The following is a 20,594-nucleotide window of genomic DNA, read 5'->3' as shown; positions in this document are numbered from 1 at the left end:
AGCTGCGAATAAAGGTGTTCACAGATACACCTAAAACCTTAGCTTACGCACTTCACGTTAGACAATGAACGCAGTGTTAAAAGTGCCTGTTATATTCCCATATAACAGGCACTTTCGTATCCTCTACACTTATCACAGCCAAATACAATCAAATAAGCCCTAGAGATTTACCGCATTTGAACCTGCAGTTGATGAATCAGAAGCATCCTTATTTTTAGAATCAGAAGCATCCTTATTTTGCGATTGGGGTGTTTGTATACCCTTGATTTGTGTATCTGCTGAGAAAACAGCATTTGCGCCAACCCAACGTGAGCGAATGAGCTGGTAAACACCGTTACTTTGAATATTAGAAGAAGCTTTCTCTAGTGCGTCCTGTAATGCCTGATTTTTTGACGCAACTGCAATACCCGCCTGAACGGGCTTATCAAGTGTCCCAACACATGCAATATTCTTTGCATGTTTTATCATATAAGCACCTGCATAGGCCTCACAGAGTACGTAATCAGCTTTGCCCGATTGGACTGCATCAAAAGCCTCATTGAGGTTGGAGCAATCTACCGTGGTCATAGCTAAGCCAGAACGTTTGTAGGCAAGCTCGGAAAGCGAACCTTTTTGCAATGCAACGCGCTTGCCAGACAAATCAGAAACTTTAAGTTGTGTTCCAGCTGATTTACCATAAAGCGCAGCTGCAGATTCTGCATAGCCACCTACAATCTTGGCAACAGTTGTTTCGTTAGACTTTGCGTTAAGCACAATATCACAGGTTTTTCCCAAGCTTCTTCCCACATCTGATATCTCAACAAATGTTACTTTGAGTCCAAGCGCATCACCTAAAGCATATGCTAAATCAATATCCAACCCACAAAGTTCAGAATTATCAGCCTGCATTACAAAGGGAGCAACAGTTGAACTCATTTTTATACCAACGGTAAGTGTTTGAGGTGTAACAAGGTTTTCGTCTGTTACTTTTGGACTAAGCTTAGCTTGAGAATCTGATTGTGCTTGCTGCACTGAAGGTTTTTGAAGCGAAGAAAGATTAGGAATCGAAGAAAACGAACATCCACTAAGGACCAACGCGGTTACAAGAACAACTGGTGAACATAGTAGATATGATACACAACGCCTATTCATACAACGCTCCTTTAACACATGCCGTATGACAAAATATCATCTCGAAAAACGTGTACTTTGAGTTACAAACAGCAACAACTTACCTAGTTGACCTGGTATTTGACCCCACACTCGCATACTGGAGTCTTCGCTGGTATACCGCGGTATCCATACTGTAAACTCTCTCGCCTGCAAGGCCGTATGCCTTGAAATCAACAGACGGTATGACTAACCCCTAGGACGAGCCATGCTCACACACATGCGTACACCTGTATTTACGTGGATCCTTTTGACCTCGTCTGCCTTGGACTAAGAAACACCATGCCGAGCACAAACTCTTCAGTGCTTCCGCAACCACAAACCTAGATAAGTTATCTTAAGTATACCAGCTTGAGCACATACGTCCACCATAGAATACGTTGAATAAATACACCTGTAATATTTGTATATAAGGTTATAAATACAAGATACCAGTACATACAGCGCACGCATGCACACATGCGCATGCAAATACACAAGACATGTACACAAGCTTATACAAACGCACGACTAAAGGCCTCGCCTCACCAAAATCCTAACTAATCCCAGGTAAAAGCTCAATTCTTTCTAAGCATACGCATACGGTTTACCAAACGCGTGCAAACGCAAGAGCTGATACATCTACAGCGTTTGCTTGCTTCAACGCTCTTGCTGCTTCGCGCATGCTCGCGCCTGTCGTAATAACATCATCTAATACCAGAACCCGTTTATTGCTCATATCTTGTAGTACAGAAATGGTGCCCGTAAGGTTATCAATACGCTGCTGCTTTGAAAGATGCCTTTGATCCAATGCGTATGGCCTTAGTAAAACGTCGCAATAAGAAATTCCTAGAGCGTACGCAAAGAGTTGTGTAACAAGCTCCATATGGTCAAAGCCCCGATAACGATATGCTTTGCGAGTTGCAGGGATAAAGCACACAGCGTTATGAGGTAAGCGTGGTGGTGCGCGGCATATATTCTGCGATGTTTGCTGCGAAAAGATCAGCTTGGATTTTACAGCGCTTGCGCTCGTGCCGTTTGGATAAAACGCGGCGCACATAAAACGATAAAAACACGCCAAAAGAGCCGCCAAACACGCAGATAAACGAGTATCTCGTTGGTCTTTAAATTGCAAAATAAGCTGTCTTGTATACGATGAAAACTCATACACCGCATGACATGACGCAAAGCCCCATGGGTTGCTGCATTCGCTACAGGTAAGCCAACCACCAGGAGCCGAGCAATTTGGACACGACCACACAGGATCTATCCACAACAAGCGATGAAAGCATGATTTACATATAAAACTGTTGCATCGTTTATTACAAGCAACGCAAAGTATAGGACACATAAGCTTTTCAAACGAAAATCCCAACGCACGTTTGACAAAAGAACCTCGTTGACGCGCATACAAATCGCTTGCGCATATGTTACGTACACACTGCTGATAGGCTTCAAACGTACAGAACGAAACATAGGGATTATATACAAAAGCTTTAGCTGCACGTGCTTGACGCAGCGCCTCTTCATAAATTTTTCCACAGGTATCCATTGCTATTCCTTTTTTGGAACAGCACGTATGAGCAATTTTATAGTAGCACGTTACCAATCAAAATGCAAACATTTGTTTGGTATGGTCCATCACCCTATGAAGCACACGTTTTGAATCCATAAAAGCTGTGAATTACGAGCATATTGAAAATACGCAAGCAACAATACGCATTAACACCGCTAAACTGTATACATACGAAGGTACGCTGCATAAGCTCAACACCTATACTTTCAAACGAATGGGAATATATGTATAAACTTGTTGCTGTAGATTTAGATGAAACACTGCTCAACGACGCTCGCCATGTACCGTCGCGCGTACGCCGTGCTATTGAACTGGCACGAGAAAAAGGCGTTTACATCGTACCATCGTCTGGTAGAAGCTTTGCTATTATGCAATACATTCTCGATGAAATTGGTGCAAAAGACATGAAAGACGAATATGCAATTTCGTGTAACGGCGCGTGCATCACCGAAAATGCGCACAATACTATCATTGACTTACAGCCGCCAACACCGTGGGATTTTTGTAACAAAATATGGAAACACGGTATTCAACTGGGAAATGTTGGTGTTCACGTATATACGCTCGCCTCGATTTATACCACAAAATGGCGCGACGACGACAGAAATATCTTCACGTTAACGGGAATACCTGCTATTGAAACACGTGAGGCAGATCTGGAATTTTTACGCAACACGCATATCGTTAAGATTTTATACATGAATAATGATTTTTCGTATCTGCAACAACTGGCTCATGACATGCGCGACCTTACGCGCGACGTAGGCGTTACGTTTTCTTCTAACTGCTACATTGAATTTACGCCAAAAGGTATTTCTAAAGGTGCGGCGCTTAAGCGTTTGGCTCATCACTTAGGTATTGACATGAGCGAGACCATTGCCGTTGGCGACAGCGCTAACGATACCGAAATGATCAAAGCCGCAGGTTTAGGCGTATGCATGGCAAACGCTGATGATTCCATGAAAACACAAGCTGATTATGTTACCCAGGACAATAACAATGAAGGCGGCGTAGCAGAGGTTATAGAGAAGTTTATTCTCAATGCATAGCGTCTGTATAAACGTAGCACACACCATGTTTGCGCAGTCTTTTGACTGCGCACCCTATTTATCAGCTAAATATACATGTGTATGATGCGCCTCAAGGTATTCGCACGCTGATTTTGGTATGTTTTTACCTGTCACAACTGACGCAATGCGCGAGTCAAGTCGAATAGGCACTGGTCCGTAATGCGTGAACTTTTCGGGTTCAGTTACTACAACAACTTCTGCTGCAACGTCGGCCATCGCACGAACAGCTTCGGCCTTCATTTGATCACAATTTGTAAATCCGCTTTTTTCTGACCAACCATCTGTACCAATAAAGAGGTACTCCACCGAAAATTGCTGCGCACCAAGGCGCATCAAAGGACCTACGGTCAGTTGGCAATCGGGCTGAACAGAACCCCCCAACAGCGTAACATGAACTTCGGGAAGATCTCGTACGTACCACGCGATAAAAGCACTGTTTGTGATAATGCTCACATTCTTTTTGGTTTCGCCAATAATGCGCGCGAGCAAAGCACAACAACTGCCGTTTTCTATCATAATCGTCGATCCGTCATACACAAAATCAGCAGCTCGCTCGGCAATGCTGCGCTTTTCTTCGTAATGATATGCCAAGCGTCCAGCAACATCATTAGGGTTTGCAAGGAGTGCATATCCATGTTCGCGAACAACAAGACCCTTATCTTGCAGGGCGTCTAAATCTTTACGCGCGGTCACGTTAGAAACATTGAGCCGTTGCGCAAGTGTCGTCACATCAATGCGCTTTTTTTCAGTTAAAATTTCTAGAATTTTACTGTCTCGTTTGGACATGTAACCTCCTTAACAAGACGTGCGTTTAACAATCCGTGCTTTTACTCATCATATACATAACATATCCACACAGATTTTCAGAAAATATTTACGAACTATTCTCTAAACGTAATAATTTATGGTCCAAAAGCCCAAAAACGAAAGTATTTTAGATTTCTTTCATAAAAAGTTCATATGCGTTGTTCCATAGTGCACCATAAACTTCTGATTGAGAAACGGGGCTTAGCGTATATGACTCTTTAGGTGGAATACACGTTGCTTCTTTTGAATCAAAAGACGCTGTACACTTCGTTGCCACAAGTGAAGCTGCTGTAAATACAACATGTGCAATTTCGCACGCATGACCACGCATAGGTACAGGCGCCATATAGGGAGCGTCGGTTTCGGTAACCATTTGGTTTACCGGACATGCCTGTATAGCTTGGCGAACATATGGCGCAGACGCAAACGTTGACACGCCACCAAACGCAATGGTGCACCCCATTTCTACAAATGGCTTCATGACCTGCGGCGTAGATGTAAAGCAATGCAGTACACAACCTCGGGGCGGAACACCTATGTTCCTAAGCACCTGCACCGCTTGTACATGTGCTGCTACCGTGTTGTCATCTTGTGCATCGCGAATATGCAATTCAACAGGTAAGTTTCTTTCATGCGCAAGACGCAGCTGAAATTCAAGTGCATGAATTTGATCGTTAGGAGCAACCTTATTATATGGACCAAAATCTAAGCCGATTTCGCCAATTCCCACACAATACGGAAGATCAAGCAACTGCATAAGGCGCTCGCGCGCAGACGCGTCAAATTGAGCTGCTCCATAAGGGTGGACGCCTGCAATAATTCTAAACGAATCCAGCAGGCGATTGTACGCCGGCTGCTCATAACCGCGTATATGCGGATGTGAAAAATACGGGAACACAACCCCTTTTTGCTTGGCATATTCAAGAAGCGCATGGGCTTCGTCAATGGTACGAGCACGCCACGCATCAACCGTAGACGCACTATAAATACCAAAAGGTATATCTTCAACAGGGTCTATAGGATCAACGAGCATGCCAACGCCTGCTAATGCTGCGCGAGCAAGAGCTGCCGAACTGGTGAGTTCACGCAAACAATGCAGATGCCCATGCGTGTCGGCAACAGGTGTGTCAGACAATGGCATAGGAACCGCCTTGCCACGTTTACCATGGAAAAGCATAAGATCGTCTGGTAAAAAATCGCAGAGTTCAGCGGTGGGTTTATATGTGCTCATCACGCTTCTTTTCGTCAAAATTGCATGGTAACGTACTAGTTTGTGTAGACATAGACCCAAGCGTACGAGCTAGCTCAACAAATTGAGAAGGTGTGAGTTTTTCGCCGCGACCGCGCACGTCAATTTGAACATTATCGCAAGCCTTAAGAACATCTTGCTTATCAAAACCACAGGCACATAAGCAATTAAGAAGCGTTTTGCGTCGTTGAGAAAAAGCGGCGTCGATAACGCGCGCAACATATGCCCTCTCGTGAGCTTTACACAGCTGGTTATCCGCAGACCTTCGCTGTATGTGTATAACTTCAGACATAACATGAGGAGAGGGAAAAAAGTTTGAGGGCGCAACCTTAAAACCACCAACACACTCCGCATACAGTGCAAGCTTTGCTGAATACGCACCGTAGAGCTTGTGAGCCGGCTGCGCTGCCATTCTTTGCGCAACTTCTGATTGCACCATAACAATAAGCTCATTGAGCTCGGGCAACATTTCGAGGTAGCGCAAAACTGCAGTAGCAGCAATTTGATACGGCAAATTTGCTATCAGCTTTACCGAGCACGCGTATCCATCACAATCTGCAGAAAAAAGTTTTGCGCGAATCTCGTCAGCAGAAACTTTGAGCGCGTCAGCAGATATAAGCTCAAATTTATCGGCGTATTCACCAAGCGTTTCAGCCAACACATCTGGCAATACGCGATCGGCTTCAATTGCACAAAGCCTTTTGACACGAGGTAAAAGCGCACATGAAAGCGTGCCGATACCTGGCCCTATTTCGATAACGTAGTCATCCGCTTGGACACGTGCAAGCTCTAAAATGTGCCCAATAACACTATCATCTATCAAAAAATTTTGACCAAGGCGATGTTTTGTATATAGACCAAACGAAGACAAAACATCCAAGGTAGCGCGTTTTGATGCCAGTTTAGAAAACACCATACTCCTCTACGTAGTGTTGATTGCGGTACAAACTCACTCAAACGCATGTCTTGGTGTCTGTAGGTGCAGACACCAACAAAAGAGCCGATATTGATACAAGCTCATATCAACGCTTAACGCCTTCAGTCAAGCAATATCATGCTCATCAGTGCCCTCAAGCATCTGGTATGCGCTTACCGCTTCATCTTATGCAAGGCGAGGGAAAAGAGCAGCACCCTTTACAACAGGCTGATCGCCTGCAAGACCTCCCCATGCACATATAACATCAAGTGAAAGTCCTTCAATCATCGTACCGCCTACCAGCTCGGCTTCGGGATCAAGGCCTTCGCGCATAAGTACTTCATGCGAAGTTTCGGGCATAAATGGTGCCAAAAGATGCGCTGCAATACGAATTGATTCAAGCAGGTTAAGCAGGATAAAACGCAATTCTTCTGCGCGCGTGGGATCTTTTGCAACATTCCAAGGTGCCATGTCCTCGATATAGTGATTAGCTGCGTGAACAAGCTCCATAACAACGTCTTTTGCAGCAGCAAAATTCATGGACTCCATATTTTTTTGGTACGGCTCAAACATGCGTTGGGCAATGTCGCGAAGCGGACTTATCTGTTGCTTCCACGCATCATCAACAACAGGCGTTTTCCCATCAAAATATTTATCGCACATAGTAATGGTACGAGAAACAAGATTACCCCAGCTATTTGCCAAATCGGCATTATAGACTTGCTCCATACGTTCAAACGAAATTGCCGAATCTTCACCATGAGTTACGTCAGTCATAAAGTAATAGCGGTAGCCTTCAACGCCAAGTTTATCAATAACTTCCGAAGGAGCAATGGCATTACCGCGAGATTTAGACATTTTCTCTGCATTTCCTGTTTGAGGATTACGCACGGTTAAAAATCCGTGTGCAAAAACGCTTTGAGGCAAAGCCTCGCCCAGCGCCATGAGCATTGCAGGCCAAATTACACAGTGAAAACGAATAATATCTTTTCCCACAACGTGACACTGCGCTGGCCAACGAAATGCAAACTCATCCTTAGAAGCAGCGTCGTCAAGACCATAACGAACAGATGTCATATAATTCAACAGCGCGTCAAACCAAACGTAGGTAACATGCTTAGCATCAAATGGAACGGGAATACCCCAATCAAAACTCGTCCTGCTTACCGATAAATCTTGCAGACCCGATGCAACAAAGGAGCGAACCTCGTTCATGCGAAACGCAGGTTGTACAAACTCGGGATGTTCGTCGTATAACGCAAGGAGCTTGTCCTGAAATGCAGAAAGTTTAAAGAAATATGATTCTTCTTTCACGCGTTGGAGCGGACGTCCGCAATCAGGGCACAGATTTTCGCCTTCGCTTTGTTGTGCTTCGGCTGCTTTGCTTACTTGAGTTTCGGTAAAATATGTTTCCTCGGGCGTGCAATACCAGCCATCATAGCTGCCCTTATACAAATATCCCGTTTCTTTCATGCGATTCCACAACTCCTGAACCGCCTTGTATTGGCGCGGCTCGGTGGTGCGAATAAAATCATCGTAAGAGATTTCAAGCTTTTTCCACAAGTTAGTAAACAAAGGAGCTTGGCTGTCACACCATGCTTGTGGCGAAAGATTGTGAGCTGCCGCGGCTTCGGCAACTTTTTGACCGTGCTCATCCATACCAGTTAAAAACTTAACGTTGTAGCCCATCATACGACGGTAACGCGCCTGCACATCGGCAAGGATAGTGCAATATGCAGTTCCTAGGTGCGGAGCTGCATTTACATAGTAAATAGGCGTTGTTATAAAGTAAGAGGGGCATTGTGTCTGTGCCATACAAACTCCTTGAGATTTGAAACTGCTCTATGCTTTTATGTGCAACGCATGGCCGCCGCAACAACCTAAAAGCATATTTATTATACGTTTGAGCATGTAAATTACGACAAACTTACATGGATATTGCAATTATTTTATTGTAAACACTCGATTTAGAAATATCAAATTCATGTGCCAGCTGTTTTGCTAACGCCGATGGGCTTATATGATGTTGCAATCCTTCGGCAATAGCATCCTCCAACGTACGCGCAACATGCGTGTCCATGCGTTCCAAATTATCCAAACACTCACGCGCACGCTCGGGCGTACATTCTACAACCAACACACATTCACCGCGGAGCGGCCGCACGTGTTCAGCTGCTTGCAGGCGCACTATAAGATCCTCAATAGTATCACGCATACAATCTTCGTGAATTTTGGTAAGCTCACGAACCAGCGCGCAACGTACATGAGCAAACTCCCCTACCAACTCTTGAAGTGTTTGAAGCACACGATGAGGCGATTCATAGATAACAAGCGTTGCAGGAATACGCGCAAGCACGTGCAAACGTTTGCGAAGCGCGCTTGTTTTACGAGGTAAAAAGCCTTCAAAATAAAAATTACTCATTGCGAAACCCGACGCCGCAAGAGCACTTAACACCGCGGAAGGACCAGGAATCACCTCAACACGATAGTTTGCATTAAGTGCCGCGTCAGCTAAAACCTGACCTGGGTCTGATACCCCAGGCATCCCTGCGTCTGAAACTAAAGCAATGTGTTCGCCAGCTGCAAGACGCGTAAGAATTGCAGGAATTTTTTCGGGTAAAACGTTCTCATCGGCACGGATAAGCTTGGTGTGAATATCAAAGTGGTTAAGAAGCTTGGATGTAACACGCGTGTCTTCGCAAAGCAGCACATCAGCATGTTTAAGCACCGATATCGCACGCGGTGACATATCGGATAAATTGCCAATAGGGGTTCCAACAAGCGATACATATCCTGCTTTTGTCTGCTGAGATAAGGCGGATGGCGCGTGCGTGCTCAATTCTACCGATAAAGACGTCTCACATGAAGCATCCTGCAACGCGCTCTGCGAGGCAAGCTTTGAAGAATCGTCTTGAGGCTTTAGGCGCATATCATTCTTCTTTCAAACGAAGAGAATGCATGACGGGCATCCCAGCCCGAAAGCCTACCCTGCGTTTTCCATGTTTGGAAGAACCACGCATCACAGCCGCGGTATAAATCAAGCTGATCGGACATATAAATGCGCTCTTGCGCAATATGACCTTCGGGCGTCATGGCGCTATCCAGCCCAGGAAGTGCCGAGCACCAGGTACCCACCATAATTTTGAAACCGTTTTTTTGCGCCGCGTGTAAATAATTCTTTGAAGCCGCTAGCAATGTTTGCGTTGTAAGCGCGCCACGCATTTCAAAATACTCATCAAAATGATCGAGATGTATGTCAAGCATGGTGTGTTTGTAATTTCCAGACGCCATAAACGAGCGCCACATATGAGGCTCGTGCGCATCGGGCATAATAACCAGCACATCATCACCAGCAAGCGAACGAATAATTTCGTAGCCTTCACGATAATAATTGCGCAACAAATGAGCAGGTATACCGCTTTGACGCTTAAACGCAAAAGTTTTTTGTATACGAGGGTGCGCCGCAAGTTCAAAACCAGCAAGCGCAGCGCGATACGCATAGCGTTTTGCAAGCGCGCTTAATGTTTTAAGTGCATCGTTTTTATAGACATTAAACGAAGAAAATTCTGGCAGGTGTTCAGAAAGCTCACCCTCATTACCAGGGTTTATATCAAGCACCAAAACAATTTTTAAGCCAATTTCGTCCGCCCAATCAAAAGCCTGATCTACATAATCGGCACAGCCTATAAATTGAGAGGTAAAAGGACCTGCGTCGCCAAACACATAAAAAGGAACACACAAACGCACGGCATTAAAACCGCGGGCAGCAATATTTTTGAAATCAATTTCGCCTATAAACGTTGATCGATGATATTGAATGAGGTCAGCGTAGGTTTGTTTGCTCATCGATTTAACCATAGCGCATTCATCAAGGACTTGCGCTTGCGCAAAATACTCAGGCGTAATCCATGGCTCGAGCTTTAACCAACCTGACAGATTTACCCCATGTAATGCAATATCAGACATCGGCGTCCTTTTGCGATCGTACAGCCTAACGTGTTTGGCTGCTTATGGTAAGTGTACCAAAAAATCCCCCGAAGGTTAGACAAACATGAAAAATGATAAGTATTTTTTTGCCTAATTTATACATTTTGTATACACGCAAAAAGCGCACTTCTTCCCATACGAGTATACGCATACATTTAGCTAAATTGCTTGTTTACGCTTCATATATGGCACAGTTATGAGGCGTTTCATCAACCTCAACACGTACAACAGGAAGACCAAGCGCGCAAAAACGTTGATAAAAGTATCGCGCAAAATTTTCTGAAGTTGTTCTAAACGGTACAAACGTAAGCGTAAAAGTTTCTTGTTCAAGTGCACGAACCGTTTCGGGGCGTAAAGAATTTTCTTCAACAATAAAGGTGTGGTCAAATTTTTTAACTTCCGCGCGAACAATTTGCTTAAACTCACCAAAATCTATAAGCATATCTTTGTCTTCACCTTGAGATGAAAGATTCTCTTTATAGAGGTACACAATTACTTGCCAACGGTGCCCGTGCAGATTTTCGCATTTTCCCTTATAATTTGTTAAAAAATGGGCAGCATTAAAATAACTTTGAGTTTTTAAACTAAATCCCATATAAGTTTCCCCTCTATCCTTTGCGCATTATCTACCAGCAATAAGCGCACGATGCACGTTCAAAAAGAACGCTTCAAGTACCAACTGCGCAGACACATGAGCTCGCATTTGTTGTTTTGCATGATCGACACAGGTAAGAGCCGCCAACATAGCATCAGTTGAGGCGCGCGCTGCAAGACAATCGCATATATTCACAGCATCCTGATTCATAATTTCTGCGTGCGAACCTTCGCTGAAAAACATAGCATCTCGTAACAAAGAGGCACTTATATCTATGATCTCTTCTACCGATATCTGCTGTGCGCGACTAAGCTGGCGTTTGTGTGCTGCTTGCATCTTTTTACGCGCGCCTGCTGATAAAAAGTCTTGCGAACGTTCAAGATCGGCTTGTTGCTCATCAGTTTTTTGATCAAGAGGAATTTGAATGAGCACACATAACTCATCGGCCAGCTCAATAAGATCCCAGCTATCTGCATCAGGCATGATCGCAAACATATGCATAATCTTGCTTCGTATATTCATTTTTGAAGACGAACGCAAAAAATCTATAGCCGCCTTTGGACTTTGTTTAATATACAAGGCCCATCGTGCTTGTTCGGGTGTTGACCCTGCCGCCTGTTGAACCAATTTTGCTGCTTGAGCTTGATTTATGAACGTAAACGGAATATGTTGACAACGAGATGATATCGTTTGCAACACCTGCGCTGCGGATGTGCTTACCAAAACAAAGTATACCGAAGCTGGAGGCTCTTCAAGCGTTTTAAGCAAAGCATTGGCACAAGACGCGCCTAAGGATTGCGCTTCGTGAATCACGATAAGCTTACGTTTTGCCTGAATAGGCGCACGATGCACAACGTCAAGAAGATCGTGGATCTGCTCAACAACATAGCCTTGTGCACCTTGAGGATAAAATTGATGCACATCAGGATGACTTTTATGCATAATGCGTCTGCAGCAAGCACACTCATCGCCGCCATGTGGACAAAGAAGCATTTTTGCCAATTCATCAAGAGCTTCAGAAATTCCTAATCCATAATTGCCAATAAAGAGATAGGCATGAGAAAGTTGTTTTTGGGCATATGCTTGCTTAAAAAAAGAACATACATGGGTTTGAAGTGCCAAAACACCAAGAAGATTTTCCGAAGTTATATCAAAAGCGCTCACGTATGTTCACCTCATATTCAAAATTAAAACGTATATGCCATACGTTACCTGTACTTATCATACAAACCATCAATGGGCATATCTTTTGAACGTGCATTTTACACAAAGCTCGTAGAAAGAGTGACAAAACTAAAGGGACAGCTGAGGAAAGGTTTTGCGTATATCAGCATAAAGCCTTGAGAACACTTCTTGCGGTGTCCCTTCTCCCGAAATAAGCGTAACCCGTTGTGACTGAAGACGAGCAAGCTTTTTATACGCTTTTTGAACGTCTTGTTGGAAGGCAAGCCCTTCCTGCTCAAGCCTGTCAACACTCGTTTTAGTAGCACGCGCATATGCACAAGCAACATCTACGTCAAGCACATATGTTTTATGCGGAACAATGCCACACGAACCAAGGTCATTTGCCCGAAGCACCATATCTTCTGCCAACTTGCGGCCGCCATATTGATATGCATAAGTTGAATCAAAATATCTATCACATAAAACTATACAACCTTGCGCTAAAGCAGGCTTAATAACCTCATGAACAAGCTGCGCGCGTGCAGCTTCATACAAAAGCAGTTCGCATTCAGAAGACATAGACGTATGCGCAGGGTCTAACACAAGAGCTCGTATTGCTTCAGAAATAGACGTGCCACCAGGTTCGCGCAAACATAATACCTTACAAGAAGCCTGCTCAAAACACGATCTTAGAAGCTGAATTTGCGTAGACTTACCACAACCATCCACACCTTCAAGTGTTATAAATAAACCCGATGCACTCATGATGAACTCTTTTGAGTTGAACGTGCAGAAGATGCTTTTTTGCGAGCAGTGCTTGTTGTGCGCTTGGTAGTTGTCTTTTTACGTGCAGACGTCTTACGTGAAGATGCTTTACGTGAAGACGTTTTCTTTGCTGCAGCATTTTTCTTAAGTGGACAATTCATATTCACGCAAATCTTCCAAGGTCCGCGCTGCGTTTGCACTTCTACAATAGGTGCGCCACATTCGGGGCATGTCTGTTGTGTAGCTGTGAGCGCACCGCGTTGAGGCAAAGGATAGCTTGTCTGACATTCATCATAATTTTCGCAACGAATAAAACGCTTGGCCGTTTTTTCGCTTTTATGCGCAATAAGCTTGCAATCTTTGTCTGCTTGTGCACACGTTTGGCAAACGCCAACAACTATATCGGGCTCTAGGTTGCTTGGACATGCAGGATTAATACAAATTTCAAACGCACGTTGCCTAAAGGGATGAACTTTTACACGAGGTGCTTTGCACGTTTCGCACCTGCTCTTTTCGCCTTCAAGCGCTTCAATGCGCCCAGTAGGCACAGGATACGTTACATTGCAATCGGGCCATCCAACACATCCAACAAAATTTGAGCGCGTCTTTGCAGAGCTTTTCATTACAAGGTCTTTACCGCACTCTGGACAAACACCAACCTTAGCATCGGCTGTAACTGCGTCAGATATTGCATCGCCTAAGTCTTGAACATGATCAATCAGCGTACCCATAACAGACGCCAACAAAGCGCGCGAGTGATCAACAACGTGCTCTTGCGTTGAGGCTCCTTCTGCAACGCTCGTCATGTCTTCTTCAAGTTCAGAAGTCATATTTGAGCTGGTAATATGTGGCGCGTATTGAGTAAGCGCATCAATAACCGCACAACCAAGCTGGCTTGCTTCAACAGGATCGCCTTTTAGATATTTAACGTCATACAAGCGCTGAATAATAGAAGCACGCGTTGACTTAGTGCCCAAGCCGTGCTTTTCCATTTCCTGAATAAGACGACCTTGGCTGTAACGCGCAGGAGGTTCTGTTTGCTTGGCATCCATATTCATATCATGAACCGACAAAACATCACCTTGCGAAACTGCAGGTAATTGCTCGTCTTTATGAAGTCCATACGGATATATTGCTCTAAATCCAAGAGTGGTAATAACGGTTCCCGAAGAAACAAAGGGCTCATCGGCAATGTTAAGCTTAAGCTTGGTATTTTGTGCTACCGAAGGCGCAGAAAGCGTGGCGAGGAAGCGCCGCGCAATTAAGTTGTAAAGTTTCCACGCTGCGGCATCTAATTTTGTAGAATCAGCAGCGGCGGTTGGATAAATGGGAGGATGGTCGGTAGTTTGTTGCTTTCCTCGTGTTGGCGTAAGCTTTTCTTGCGATAACAGCTCATTACAATACGAACGATACTGAGGTACTTGCGCTAGATTTTTAACGCATGCGCGAAGATTAAGCGAGGAGGGGTATACCGTGTTATCTACACGCGGATACGAAATCAGACCCTCCATATACAGCGACTCAGCAAGACGCATCGTACGCGCTGGAGTTATACCCTCAGCGGCGGCTGCCGCTTGTAAAGACGTGGTATTAAAAGGCGCTGGAGGCCGCGTTGTACGCGATTTTTCTTCGATTTCCTCAACAATTGCCGAACGTGCGCTACGCACCCGATTAAACGCTGCAGTTGCCTGTTCTTTATCCTTAAAACGAGCTATAGCATGCGTTGTCTTAAATTTTTCGTCTGCGCTTGCGTCAGGCGTTACAGACAACATGCCCGAAATAACCCAATAGTCTTCGGGGATAAAGGCGTTGCGCTCGCGCTCTTTTTCTACCACTAACGCAAGCGTAGGCGTTTGCACGCGACCAGCCGAGCGAACGTTACCCAATCCACTGAATTTTGCCATCGTAAGATAGCGCGTAAGAACAGCACCCCAGATAAGGTCAATATACTGACGGCTTTCGCCTGCATCCGCCAGGTTTTGGTCGAGCTTAACCAAATGCTCAAACGCATGGTCAATTTCGGCCTGAGTAAAAGCAGAATACCGCGCACGAAAAACCGGCACGTCCACAGCAACTTGCTGCATCTGATGGAGCGCATCAGATCCAATAAGCTCACCTTCGCGGTCAAAGTCTGTTGCAATAATGATAGTATCTGCTTTTTTTGCCAAGTTTTTAAGCGCTCGGATAATACCTTTTTCGGCAGGAAGCTTTTCTATGGGTGACCATATCAAATACGGCAAACTAGGAACTTTCCAGCCCTTAATATCAATACCGTCGCTTAAGTAGGGTTTGCGTTTAGATTCAAACGGAGGGCACGCCAACTCTTTTGGCAGATGAGCAGAAAGAATCTCGCCATCCTCGGTAAGCGCATACCATCCCGTTGATTTTTTATAGTGTAATTCGTGAGGAAAATCGGGAGCCATGATGTGGCCACGAAGTCCAATGGTCACGCAATCGGTACCGTCATGCTTAAAACGATAAACAGGTGTATCGTAAACTTTATCTACAACCGGCTTGCCCGCCTTTGACAACAAGCGTGCTATCTGTTGTGCAGCGTCATTTTTCTCGGTAACGATAAGTTTCAAAATGCCTCCTCATACTCAGTATTAGTATCAGAGTTTTCCTGCTAGATGTGCTAGAGGTGTTCACTGTATTCTTCACGCGTCCACGAAAGTGATGCTTTGCCATGACGCGCAATAAGAACATAGCGTGCAATTGTTAAAGCAATCTCGTAGAGAGCAACTAATGCGGCAAACATCAAAATCATAGTAACCGGCGATGCATCAGGCGTAACAACGCTAGAAATAATAAGCAATCCAACGTAAATGAAACGCCATTGTTGCCTGAAAACTTTATAGGGAACCAAATGGAAAATTGACAGGTAAAAAATTACGAGTGGCAACTGAAATGCAAATCCAAAGCCAATCTCCAAAAGCATAATAATATTAAGATAGTCTTCGGCATCGGGTGCAACAGTTGCAAAGTCGGTAATTTGGTCAATCATCCAACCGATAGCTGCCTGTTGTATAACAATGTAGCAAAACGCCATACCAAACAAAAACAAAAACACCATAGCAGCAACCGTTGGAATAACCCATTTTTGCTCGCTTGGCTTAAGCGCAGGTAGACAAAATCCAAGCATCTCCCAAATAATAATAGGAGCTGCAATAATAATGCCAAAGAAAATAGCAACCTTAAAACGAATAGTAAAGCCACCAAGCACCGTAAGTACCATCAAATGAGAGCCTTCGGGCAACGAAGCACGGATAGGATCCATAAGAAAATCTATAAGCACAGGCGTTGCAGCATATACAATAAGGGCGGTTACCACAACAGATACTACGATAATGGTAAGACGCCTGCGGAGTTCGCCCAAATGATCAAGTAAGGGCATACGAGCAGGACCTACTGGCATGAGGGTTCCTCCTTCTGTGTTGTGACTTCACATGCAGGTGCGGATGTAGACTCAGGTTTTTTACAAACACCACGGTCAGCATCTTGCGCAAGTTCAGGCTCATAATGATCGCGCGCCTCTGCAGTTTGCGCAAGCCTTTGTTTTGGTTTAAGTGCATAAAGCGCCTGTGCGCTTAAAGGGTTAGGCGCAGCTGACGCATCTACAGCTGATTGCTCACCAGCTTTTTCTGCAGCTACATCTTGTGCCGTATCGCAGGAACCGTTTTCTTCATCAGCTTGGTTATCCTCGGATTTTGAGGACTGAGCACCGCTTTGAGCAGGCTTTTTTTGCTCGGTATGTGTGTTTGAAAGTGTATCGAGCTGTTCATGCTGTGCGCGCTCGAGCTTTTCCTGTGCGCGCTTTTCGCGTTCCTGCTTTTCTTTTTCCAAACGTGCACGACGCTCGGCAAACGATTCTTTTCGCACAACAGGCTCCGAAGATGCTTCATCCGCGTCATCTGCAATATCAGCGTCATCGGAGAGCGCATCATGCAAACCTTGCGCTTTCTTTTGAGCCGCACCATCGTTTGCAGTACCGTTAACAGCATCGTTCATAGGATTTATAACTTCAGTTTGTACAACTTCGTTAAAGTCTTCCTGCGCTTGTCTAAACTGTTTAAGCACACGACCGATAGTTCTTCCCATACCTGGAAGTTTATCGGGCCCAAACAGCAAAAAACCAAATAACGCAATAAGGGCAAGCTCTGTTTCGCTAATTCCAAACACAAAAGCCTCCTTGCTTATGATTGAGAAATGCCCAGCTCTTCACATACGCCAAGCATAGAAAGTATACGAAGCACATTACGCTGTGGATGAATAACTTGCGTATTTACACCACATGTTGTTGCTTGATGAGCCATGCCAACCAATACACCAATACCGGTTGAATCAATGTAGCTCATATGCTCTATATCTATAATGAGCTGTTTAATGTTATCGGAAAGCGCTTCTTGCAATTTAGAACGCAATTCATCGGCACACGATACGTCAACTTCACCAGAAACGCTTACCATACCTTGCGTGTCTTCATGTTTATATGTAATAGAAAGTGACATGTTCACCCCTTATCTGCGTAGATTTTGCCTATTGGTTAGAGTTTAGTTTATCGGCAAGATCTTGGCTGTTGTCAGTTGAAGACGAGCCTTGCGACTGCTGCTGAGACTGAGCTTCTTGTTGTTTTAGACGCATAAGATGCATATCTGCCAACGAAGCAATGCCATACTCATTATGTTCGTCTGTATCCTTTGCTTTTTGGAATGCAGATTGTGCTTCATCCTTTTTGCCCTGTAACTCGTATATAATACCTAGATTAACCCATGCAGGCGCATAATCTCCTTGATCGAGTATGCTTTGAATTTGCTGCTGAGCAGATGCAGCGTCGCCTTGATAGAAGGCACACATCGCCTTGTTTACGCGCACTGCTTTAGAGTCTTTAAGCGCAAGATAAGCATCAAAATTCGATTGCGCTTTAGCAAAAAATTGCGCCACTGTTTGTTTATCCGAATCACTTTGCGCTTTACCAAGTGCTACTTGTCCACGCGCAAAATAGGCGTTTCCCAAGTTAAGTAGGGCTGCTAAATCATGATCATCTTTTTTAAGACGCGCTTCATATTTATCAATCAACGCACTAAATTCGTCTTGAGCAGAAGACGTCGATGAAGACGACGAAGTATCAGAGGTGTTACTGCTTGTATCGGCATCTTTCTCTTTACTCTTTTTTGCCTGATCTTGAGCTTCTTTTTCTGATTGTTGCTGTGCCTGATGCGAAAAAATAGGCGCTAATGACGGCAGCATCATACCCAACGCCATAAGAATACCAAAGACAACAACGCCTACCTCAAACCATTTCTTCTTGCGATCTTTTGCTTGTTGTTCAGGACTTTTAGGACGGCGTTTATCCTGTTCTTCCTGCAACTTTTGAGCATGCTGTTGACGCCTATGCGAAGCAGCTAATTTCATTCCCGCTGCTCGTTTATGCGTTGCGTTTGAGCTCATATGCGTCATAACAAAAACCTTTCGTACAATAAAGGTAACATTCGTTTAAGTATTAGATACGTGCGTATCAAACGAAAAAGTCTAAGAAATGTGCTGCAAAAACATACACGTTACGCAGACATATACATATGACTATAACTCATAGTTTCTTTGTATGTGAGACAAACTTATGCATCCTTAATTAAACTGAAATTAAGAAACGCAACTATTCTCTTCTTGAATGTGTTGAGCACATACAAATTTTGTCACCACGCATAAGATATCCAGCGCACAACTTAAGTCTTCAAGCGCAGGGTACGTTGGCGCAAGACGAATATTGCTATCAAGAGGATCTTTACCATAGGGATACGTTGCGCCACAGGTGGTAAGCGTAACGCCAAGCTCTTTCATACATGACACAATCTTTTTTGCACACCCGTGCATAACATCAAACGAAACAAAATAGCCGCCGCGCGGATGAGACCACGTAGCAATGCCAAGATTTCCTAGATGAGCAGAAAGTTTTTCTTCTACAAGGGCAAATCTTGGTGCAATAATGTTTGCGTGCTTTTGCATATGGTCATATACATCTTGAGGCGTCTTAAAATAGAGCGCATGAGCAAGCTGACTTAATTTCTCGGAGCTTACGCGTTCTTCCAAGAATGCATCATGAATAGTTGCAATATCATCGTCAGACGCACATACATATGCAATAGCCGAACTTGGAAAAGTGATTTTTGCAAACGAACCAAACTCATACACCAAATTTTGCGCGTGTGCCTCACAAAGCGCATCAAAAATGTTAAGAAGCTTAACATCGGGCTGCTTAAAGCAATGAAACGCATACGCATTATCCCAGTAGATACGAAAATCAGGCGCGGCAGGCTTAAGCTGCGCTAAGCTGCGTACAACTTCGTCAGAATAGGTTACTCCCGTTGGGTTAGAGTACTTAGGATTGCACCATATGCCTTTTACAGACGGGTCATGTTCAACAAGTTCGCGAATCATGGCAACATCGGGGCCTTCGTCATTCATAGGAATAACTTTATTGATAAAGCCAAGTTTTTCGGTAATAGTAAAATGCCTGTCGTAACCTGGAGCAGGACAAAGCCACGTGATTTTCCCCTGCTTATAAAAAGGATCTTGACCGCTTATACCATGGGTAAACGCATAGACAATCAAATCGTGCATAAGATTTAAGCTCGACGATCCCGACACAATAACATTTTTCTGCGGAACATCTAACAATTTGCTCACTAAATTTCTTGTTGATGGCAAACCATCGGGCGAGCCGTAATTATCAACAATCGCGTCACCGTCTACCAAGGGAGTTTGTGAGTTAATTACATCAAGCAGCGGACGAGAAAGTTCTATTTGCGCACGTGACGGCTTTCCTCGTGACATATCAAGCGAAAGATTCATTGCTTTGTACTTCTTAAGCTGAAGCGAAAGCGCAGAAATCTCGCTCTTGAGCTCGTCTGAAGTCATAGTTTCATATGTACAAGTCATGGTTTTTATCCCTTCAGGTCATTTTTTTAAGTATAACCCCTTTTGCTTGTTACCATGAACTCATGAAAAAGATTACCGTTCCACAACATAGCTGCAATCCTGCAGTTTACAGGCGCGGCAGCGCGCGAGCCGCCGAATATGGCGAGCTACAAAAGCTTGTAGATGCATTATACGCACACAAGCCTTCTGGTTCTGTGACTAAAATTGATGTTGAAATGCGTGCAGAAATTGATGATTTAAGCGCTGACTTACGCGAAATCATCGAGCTCCTCCCTGGAGGCTCGTATAAACGCAGCGTATTATGCGATCACTTAAATTCAATTATTACTGCTCATGGCTGGGGATATGTCTACGGGTGCGTTGAATAAAACGCAACCCATAGATACCAAATAAAAATCTCA

Annotated in this window: 19 protein-coding genes; 2 read left to right on the top strand and 17 right to left on the bottom strand. The window is 44.3% G+C overall.

The window, feature by feature from the left end; all coding sequences use genetic code 11:
* Positions 1 to 159: 159 nt before the first annotated feature.
* Together AC1DBT_RS02480 and AC1DBT_RS02475 are read right to left on the bottom strand one after the other, a co-directional pair.
* Positions 160 to 1,131 (bottom strand): substrate-binding periplasmic protein, encoded by a 972-nt coding sequence (locus AC1DBT_RS02480; RefSeq protein ID WP_480018439.1) that lies wholly within the window; start codon positions 1,129 to 1,131, stop codon positions 160 to 162.
* Between the two features lie 604 nt (positions 1,132 to 1,735).
* On the bottom strand, positions 1,736 to 2,680 hold the full coding sequence (locus AC1DBT_RS02475) for a ComF family protein (RefSeq protein ID WP_480018438.1): 945 nt from the start codon (positions 2,678 to 2,680) through the stop codon (positions 1,736 to 1,738).
* A 248-nt stretch (positions 2,681 to 2,928) separates the two neighbouring features.
* Here AC1DBT_RS02475 and AC1DBT_RS02470 point away from each other — a divergent pair, with 248 nt between their 5' ends.
* On the top strand, positions 2,929 to 3,753 hold the full coding sequence (locus AC1DBT_RS02470; protein WP_480018437.1) for a Cof-type HAD-IIB family hydrolase: 825 nt from the start codon (positions 2,929 to 2,931) through the stop codon (positions 3,751 to 3,753).
* A gap of 54 nt (positions 3,754 to 3,807) precedes the next feature.
* Here AC1DBT_RS02470 and AC1DBT_RS02465 read toward each other — a convergent pair whose 3' ends face one another.
* The 15 genes from AC1DBT_RS02465 to AC1DBT_RS02395 form a co-directional block, all read right to left on the bottom strand.
* Positions 3,808 to 4,560: a DeoR family transcriptional regulator gene (locus tag AC1DBT_RS02465; protein ID WP_480018436.1), complete on the bottom strand. Its 753-nt coding sequence runs from the start codon at positions 4,558 to 4,560 to the stop codon at positions 3,808 to 3,810.
* 148 nt (positions 4,561 to 4,708) lie between these two features.
* Positions 4,709 to 5,812: a TatD family hydrolase gene (locus AC1DBT_RS02460; RefSeq protein WP_480018435.1), complete on the bottom strand. Its 1,104-nt coding sequence runs from the start codon at positions 5,810 to 5,812 to the stop codon at positions 4,709 to 4,711.
* Positions 5,799 to 6,746, bottom strand: coding sequence for a 16S rRNA (adenine(1518)-N(6)/adenine(1519)-N(6))-dimethyltransferase RsmA (gene rsmA, locus AC1DBT_RS02455; RefSeq protein WP_480018434.1), 948 nt, complete (start codon positions 6,744 to 6,746; stop codon positions 5,799 to 5,801). The genes AC1DBT_RS02460 and rsmA overlap by 14 nt, the downstream gene beginning before the upstream one ends.
* A 186-nt stretch (positions 6,747 to 6,932) precedes the next feature.
* The gene (gene metG / locus AC1DBT_RS02450) at positions 6,933 to 8,561 is read right to left on the bottom strand and encodes a methionine--tRNA ligase (protein WP_480018433.1); all 1,629 of its coding nucleotides are present in this window, start codon (positions 8,559 to 8,561) and stop codon (positions 6,933 to 6,935) included.
* Between the two features lie 112 nt (positions 8,562 to 8,673).
* On the bottom strand, positions 8,674 to 9,675 hold the full coding sequence (rsmI, locus tag AC1DBT_RS02445; protein ID WP_480018432.1) for a 16S rRNA (cytidine(1402)-2'-O)-methyltransferase: 1,002 nt from the start codon (positions 9,673 to 9,675) through the stop codon (positions 8,674 to 8,676).
* A complete protein-coding gene (locus AC1DBT_RS02440; protein ID WP_480018431.1) occupies positions 9,666 to 10,712 on the bottom strand; it encodes a glycoside hydrolase family 5 protein in 1,047 nt (348 codons plus the stop codon). The genes rsmI and AC1DBT_RS02440 overlap by 10 nt, the downstream gene beginning before the upstream one ends.
* Before the next feature lie 193 nt (positions 10,713 to 10,905).
* On the bottom strand, positions 10,906 to 11,328 hold the full coding sequence (locus AC1DBT_RS02435; RefSeq protein WP_061103218.1) for a 6-pyruvoyl trahydropterin synthase family protein: 423 nt from the start codon (positions 11,326 to 11,328) through the stop codon (positions 10,906 to 10,908).
* Between the two features lie 27 nt (positions 11,329 to 11,355).
* Entirely contained in the window at positions 11,356 to 12,492 is a 1,137-nt protein-coding gene (locus AC1DBT_RS02430; protein WP_480018430.1) for a DNA polymerase III subunit, read from the bottom strand.
* 129 nt (positions 12,493 to 12,621) lie between these two features.
* The gene (gene tmk, locus AC1DBT_RS02425) at positions 12,622 to 13,257 is read right to left on the bottom strand and encodes a dTMP kinase (protein ID WP_480018429.1); all 636 of its coding nucleotides are present in this window, start codon (positions 13,255 to 13,257) and stop codon (positions 12,622 to 12,624) included.
* The gene (locus AC1DBT_RS02420) at positions 13,254 to 15,842 is read right to left on the bottom strand and encodes a DNA topoisomerase I (protein WP_480018428.1); all 2,589 of its coding nucleotides are present in this window, start codon (positions 15,840 to 15,842) and stop codon (positions 13,254 to 13,256) included. The genes tmk and AC1DBT_RS02420 overlap by 4 nt, the downstream gene beginning before the upstream one ends.
* Before the next feature lie 50 nt (positions 15,843 to 15,892).
* A complete protein-coding gene (gene tatC, locus AC1DBT_RS02415) occupies positions 15,893 to 16,672 on the bottom strand; it encodes a twin-arginine translocase subunit TatC (RefSeq protein WP_480018427.1) in 780 nt (259 codons plus the stop codon).
* Positions 16,663 to 17,436, bottom strand: a complete 774-nt coding sequence (locus AC1DBT_RS02410; protein ID WP_480018426.1) for a Sec-independent protein translocase subunit TatA/TatB — start codon at positions 17,434 to 17,436, stop codon at positions 16,663 to 16,665. Before AC1DBT_RS02410 ends, tatC begins: the two co-directional genes overlap by 10 nt.
* 14 nt (positions 17,437 to 17,450) lie before the next feature.
* A complete protein-coding gene (locus AC1DBT_RS02405; protein ID WP_480018425.1) occupies positions 17,451 to 17,765 on the bottom strand; it encodes an STAS domain-containing protein in 315 nt (104 codons plus the stop codon).
* A gap of 28 nt (positions 17,766 to 17,793) precedes the next feature.
* Positions 17,794 to 18,714, bottom strand: coding sequence for a tetratricopeptide repeat protein (locus AC1DBT_RS02400; protein ID WP_480018424.1), 921 nt, complete (start codon positions 18,712 to 18,714; stop codon positions 17,794 to 17,796).
* A 183-nt stretch (positions 18,715 to 18,897) separates the two neighbouring features.
* Positions 18,898 to 20,193, bottom strand: coding sequence for an aspartate aminotransferase type Ic (locus AC1DBT_RS02395; protein WP_480018423.1), 1,296 nt, complete (start codon positions 20,191 to 20,193; stop codon positions 18,898 to 18,900).
* Between the two features lie 62 nt (positions 20,194 to 20,255).
* Here AC1DBT_RS02395 and AC1DBT_RS02390 point away from each other — a divergent pair, with 62 nt between their 5' ends.
* Positions 20,256 to 20,561 (top strand): hypothetical protein, encoded by a 306-nt coding sequence (locus tag AC1DBT_RS02390; protein ID WP_480018422.1) that lies wholly within the window; start codon positions 20,256 to 20,258, stop codon positions 20,559 to 20,561.
* The last annotated feature ends 33 nt before the right edge of the window (positions 20,562 to 20,594 follow it).

This window comes from Fannyhessea sp. C0108B2, from assembly GCF_056583915.1.
The sequence above is the reverse complement of the archived record's forward strand: the minus strand, read 5'-3'. Positions and strand labels throughout refer to the sequence as shown.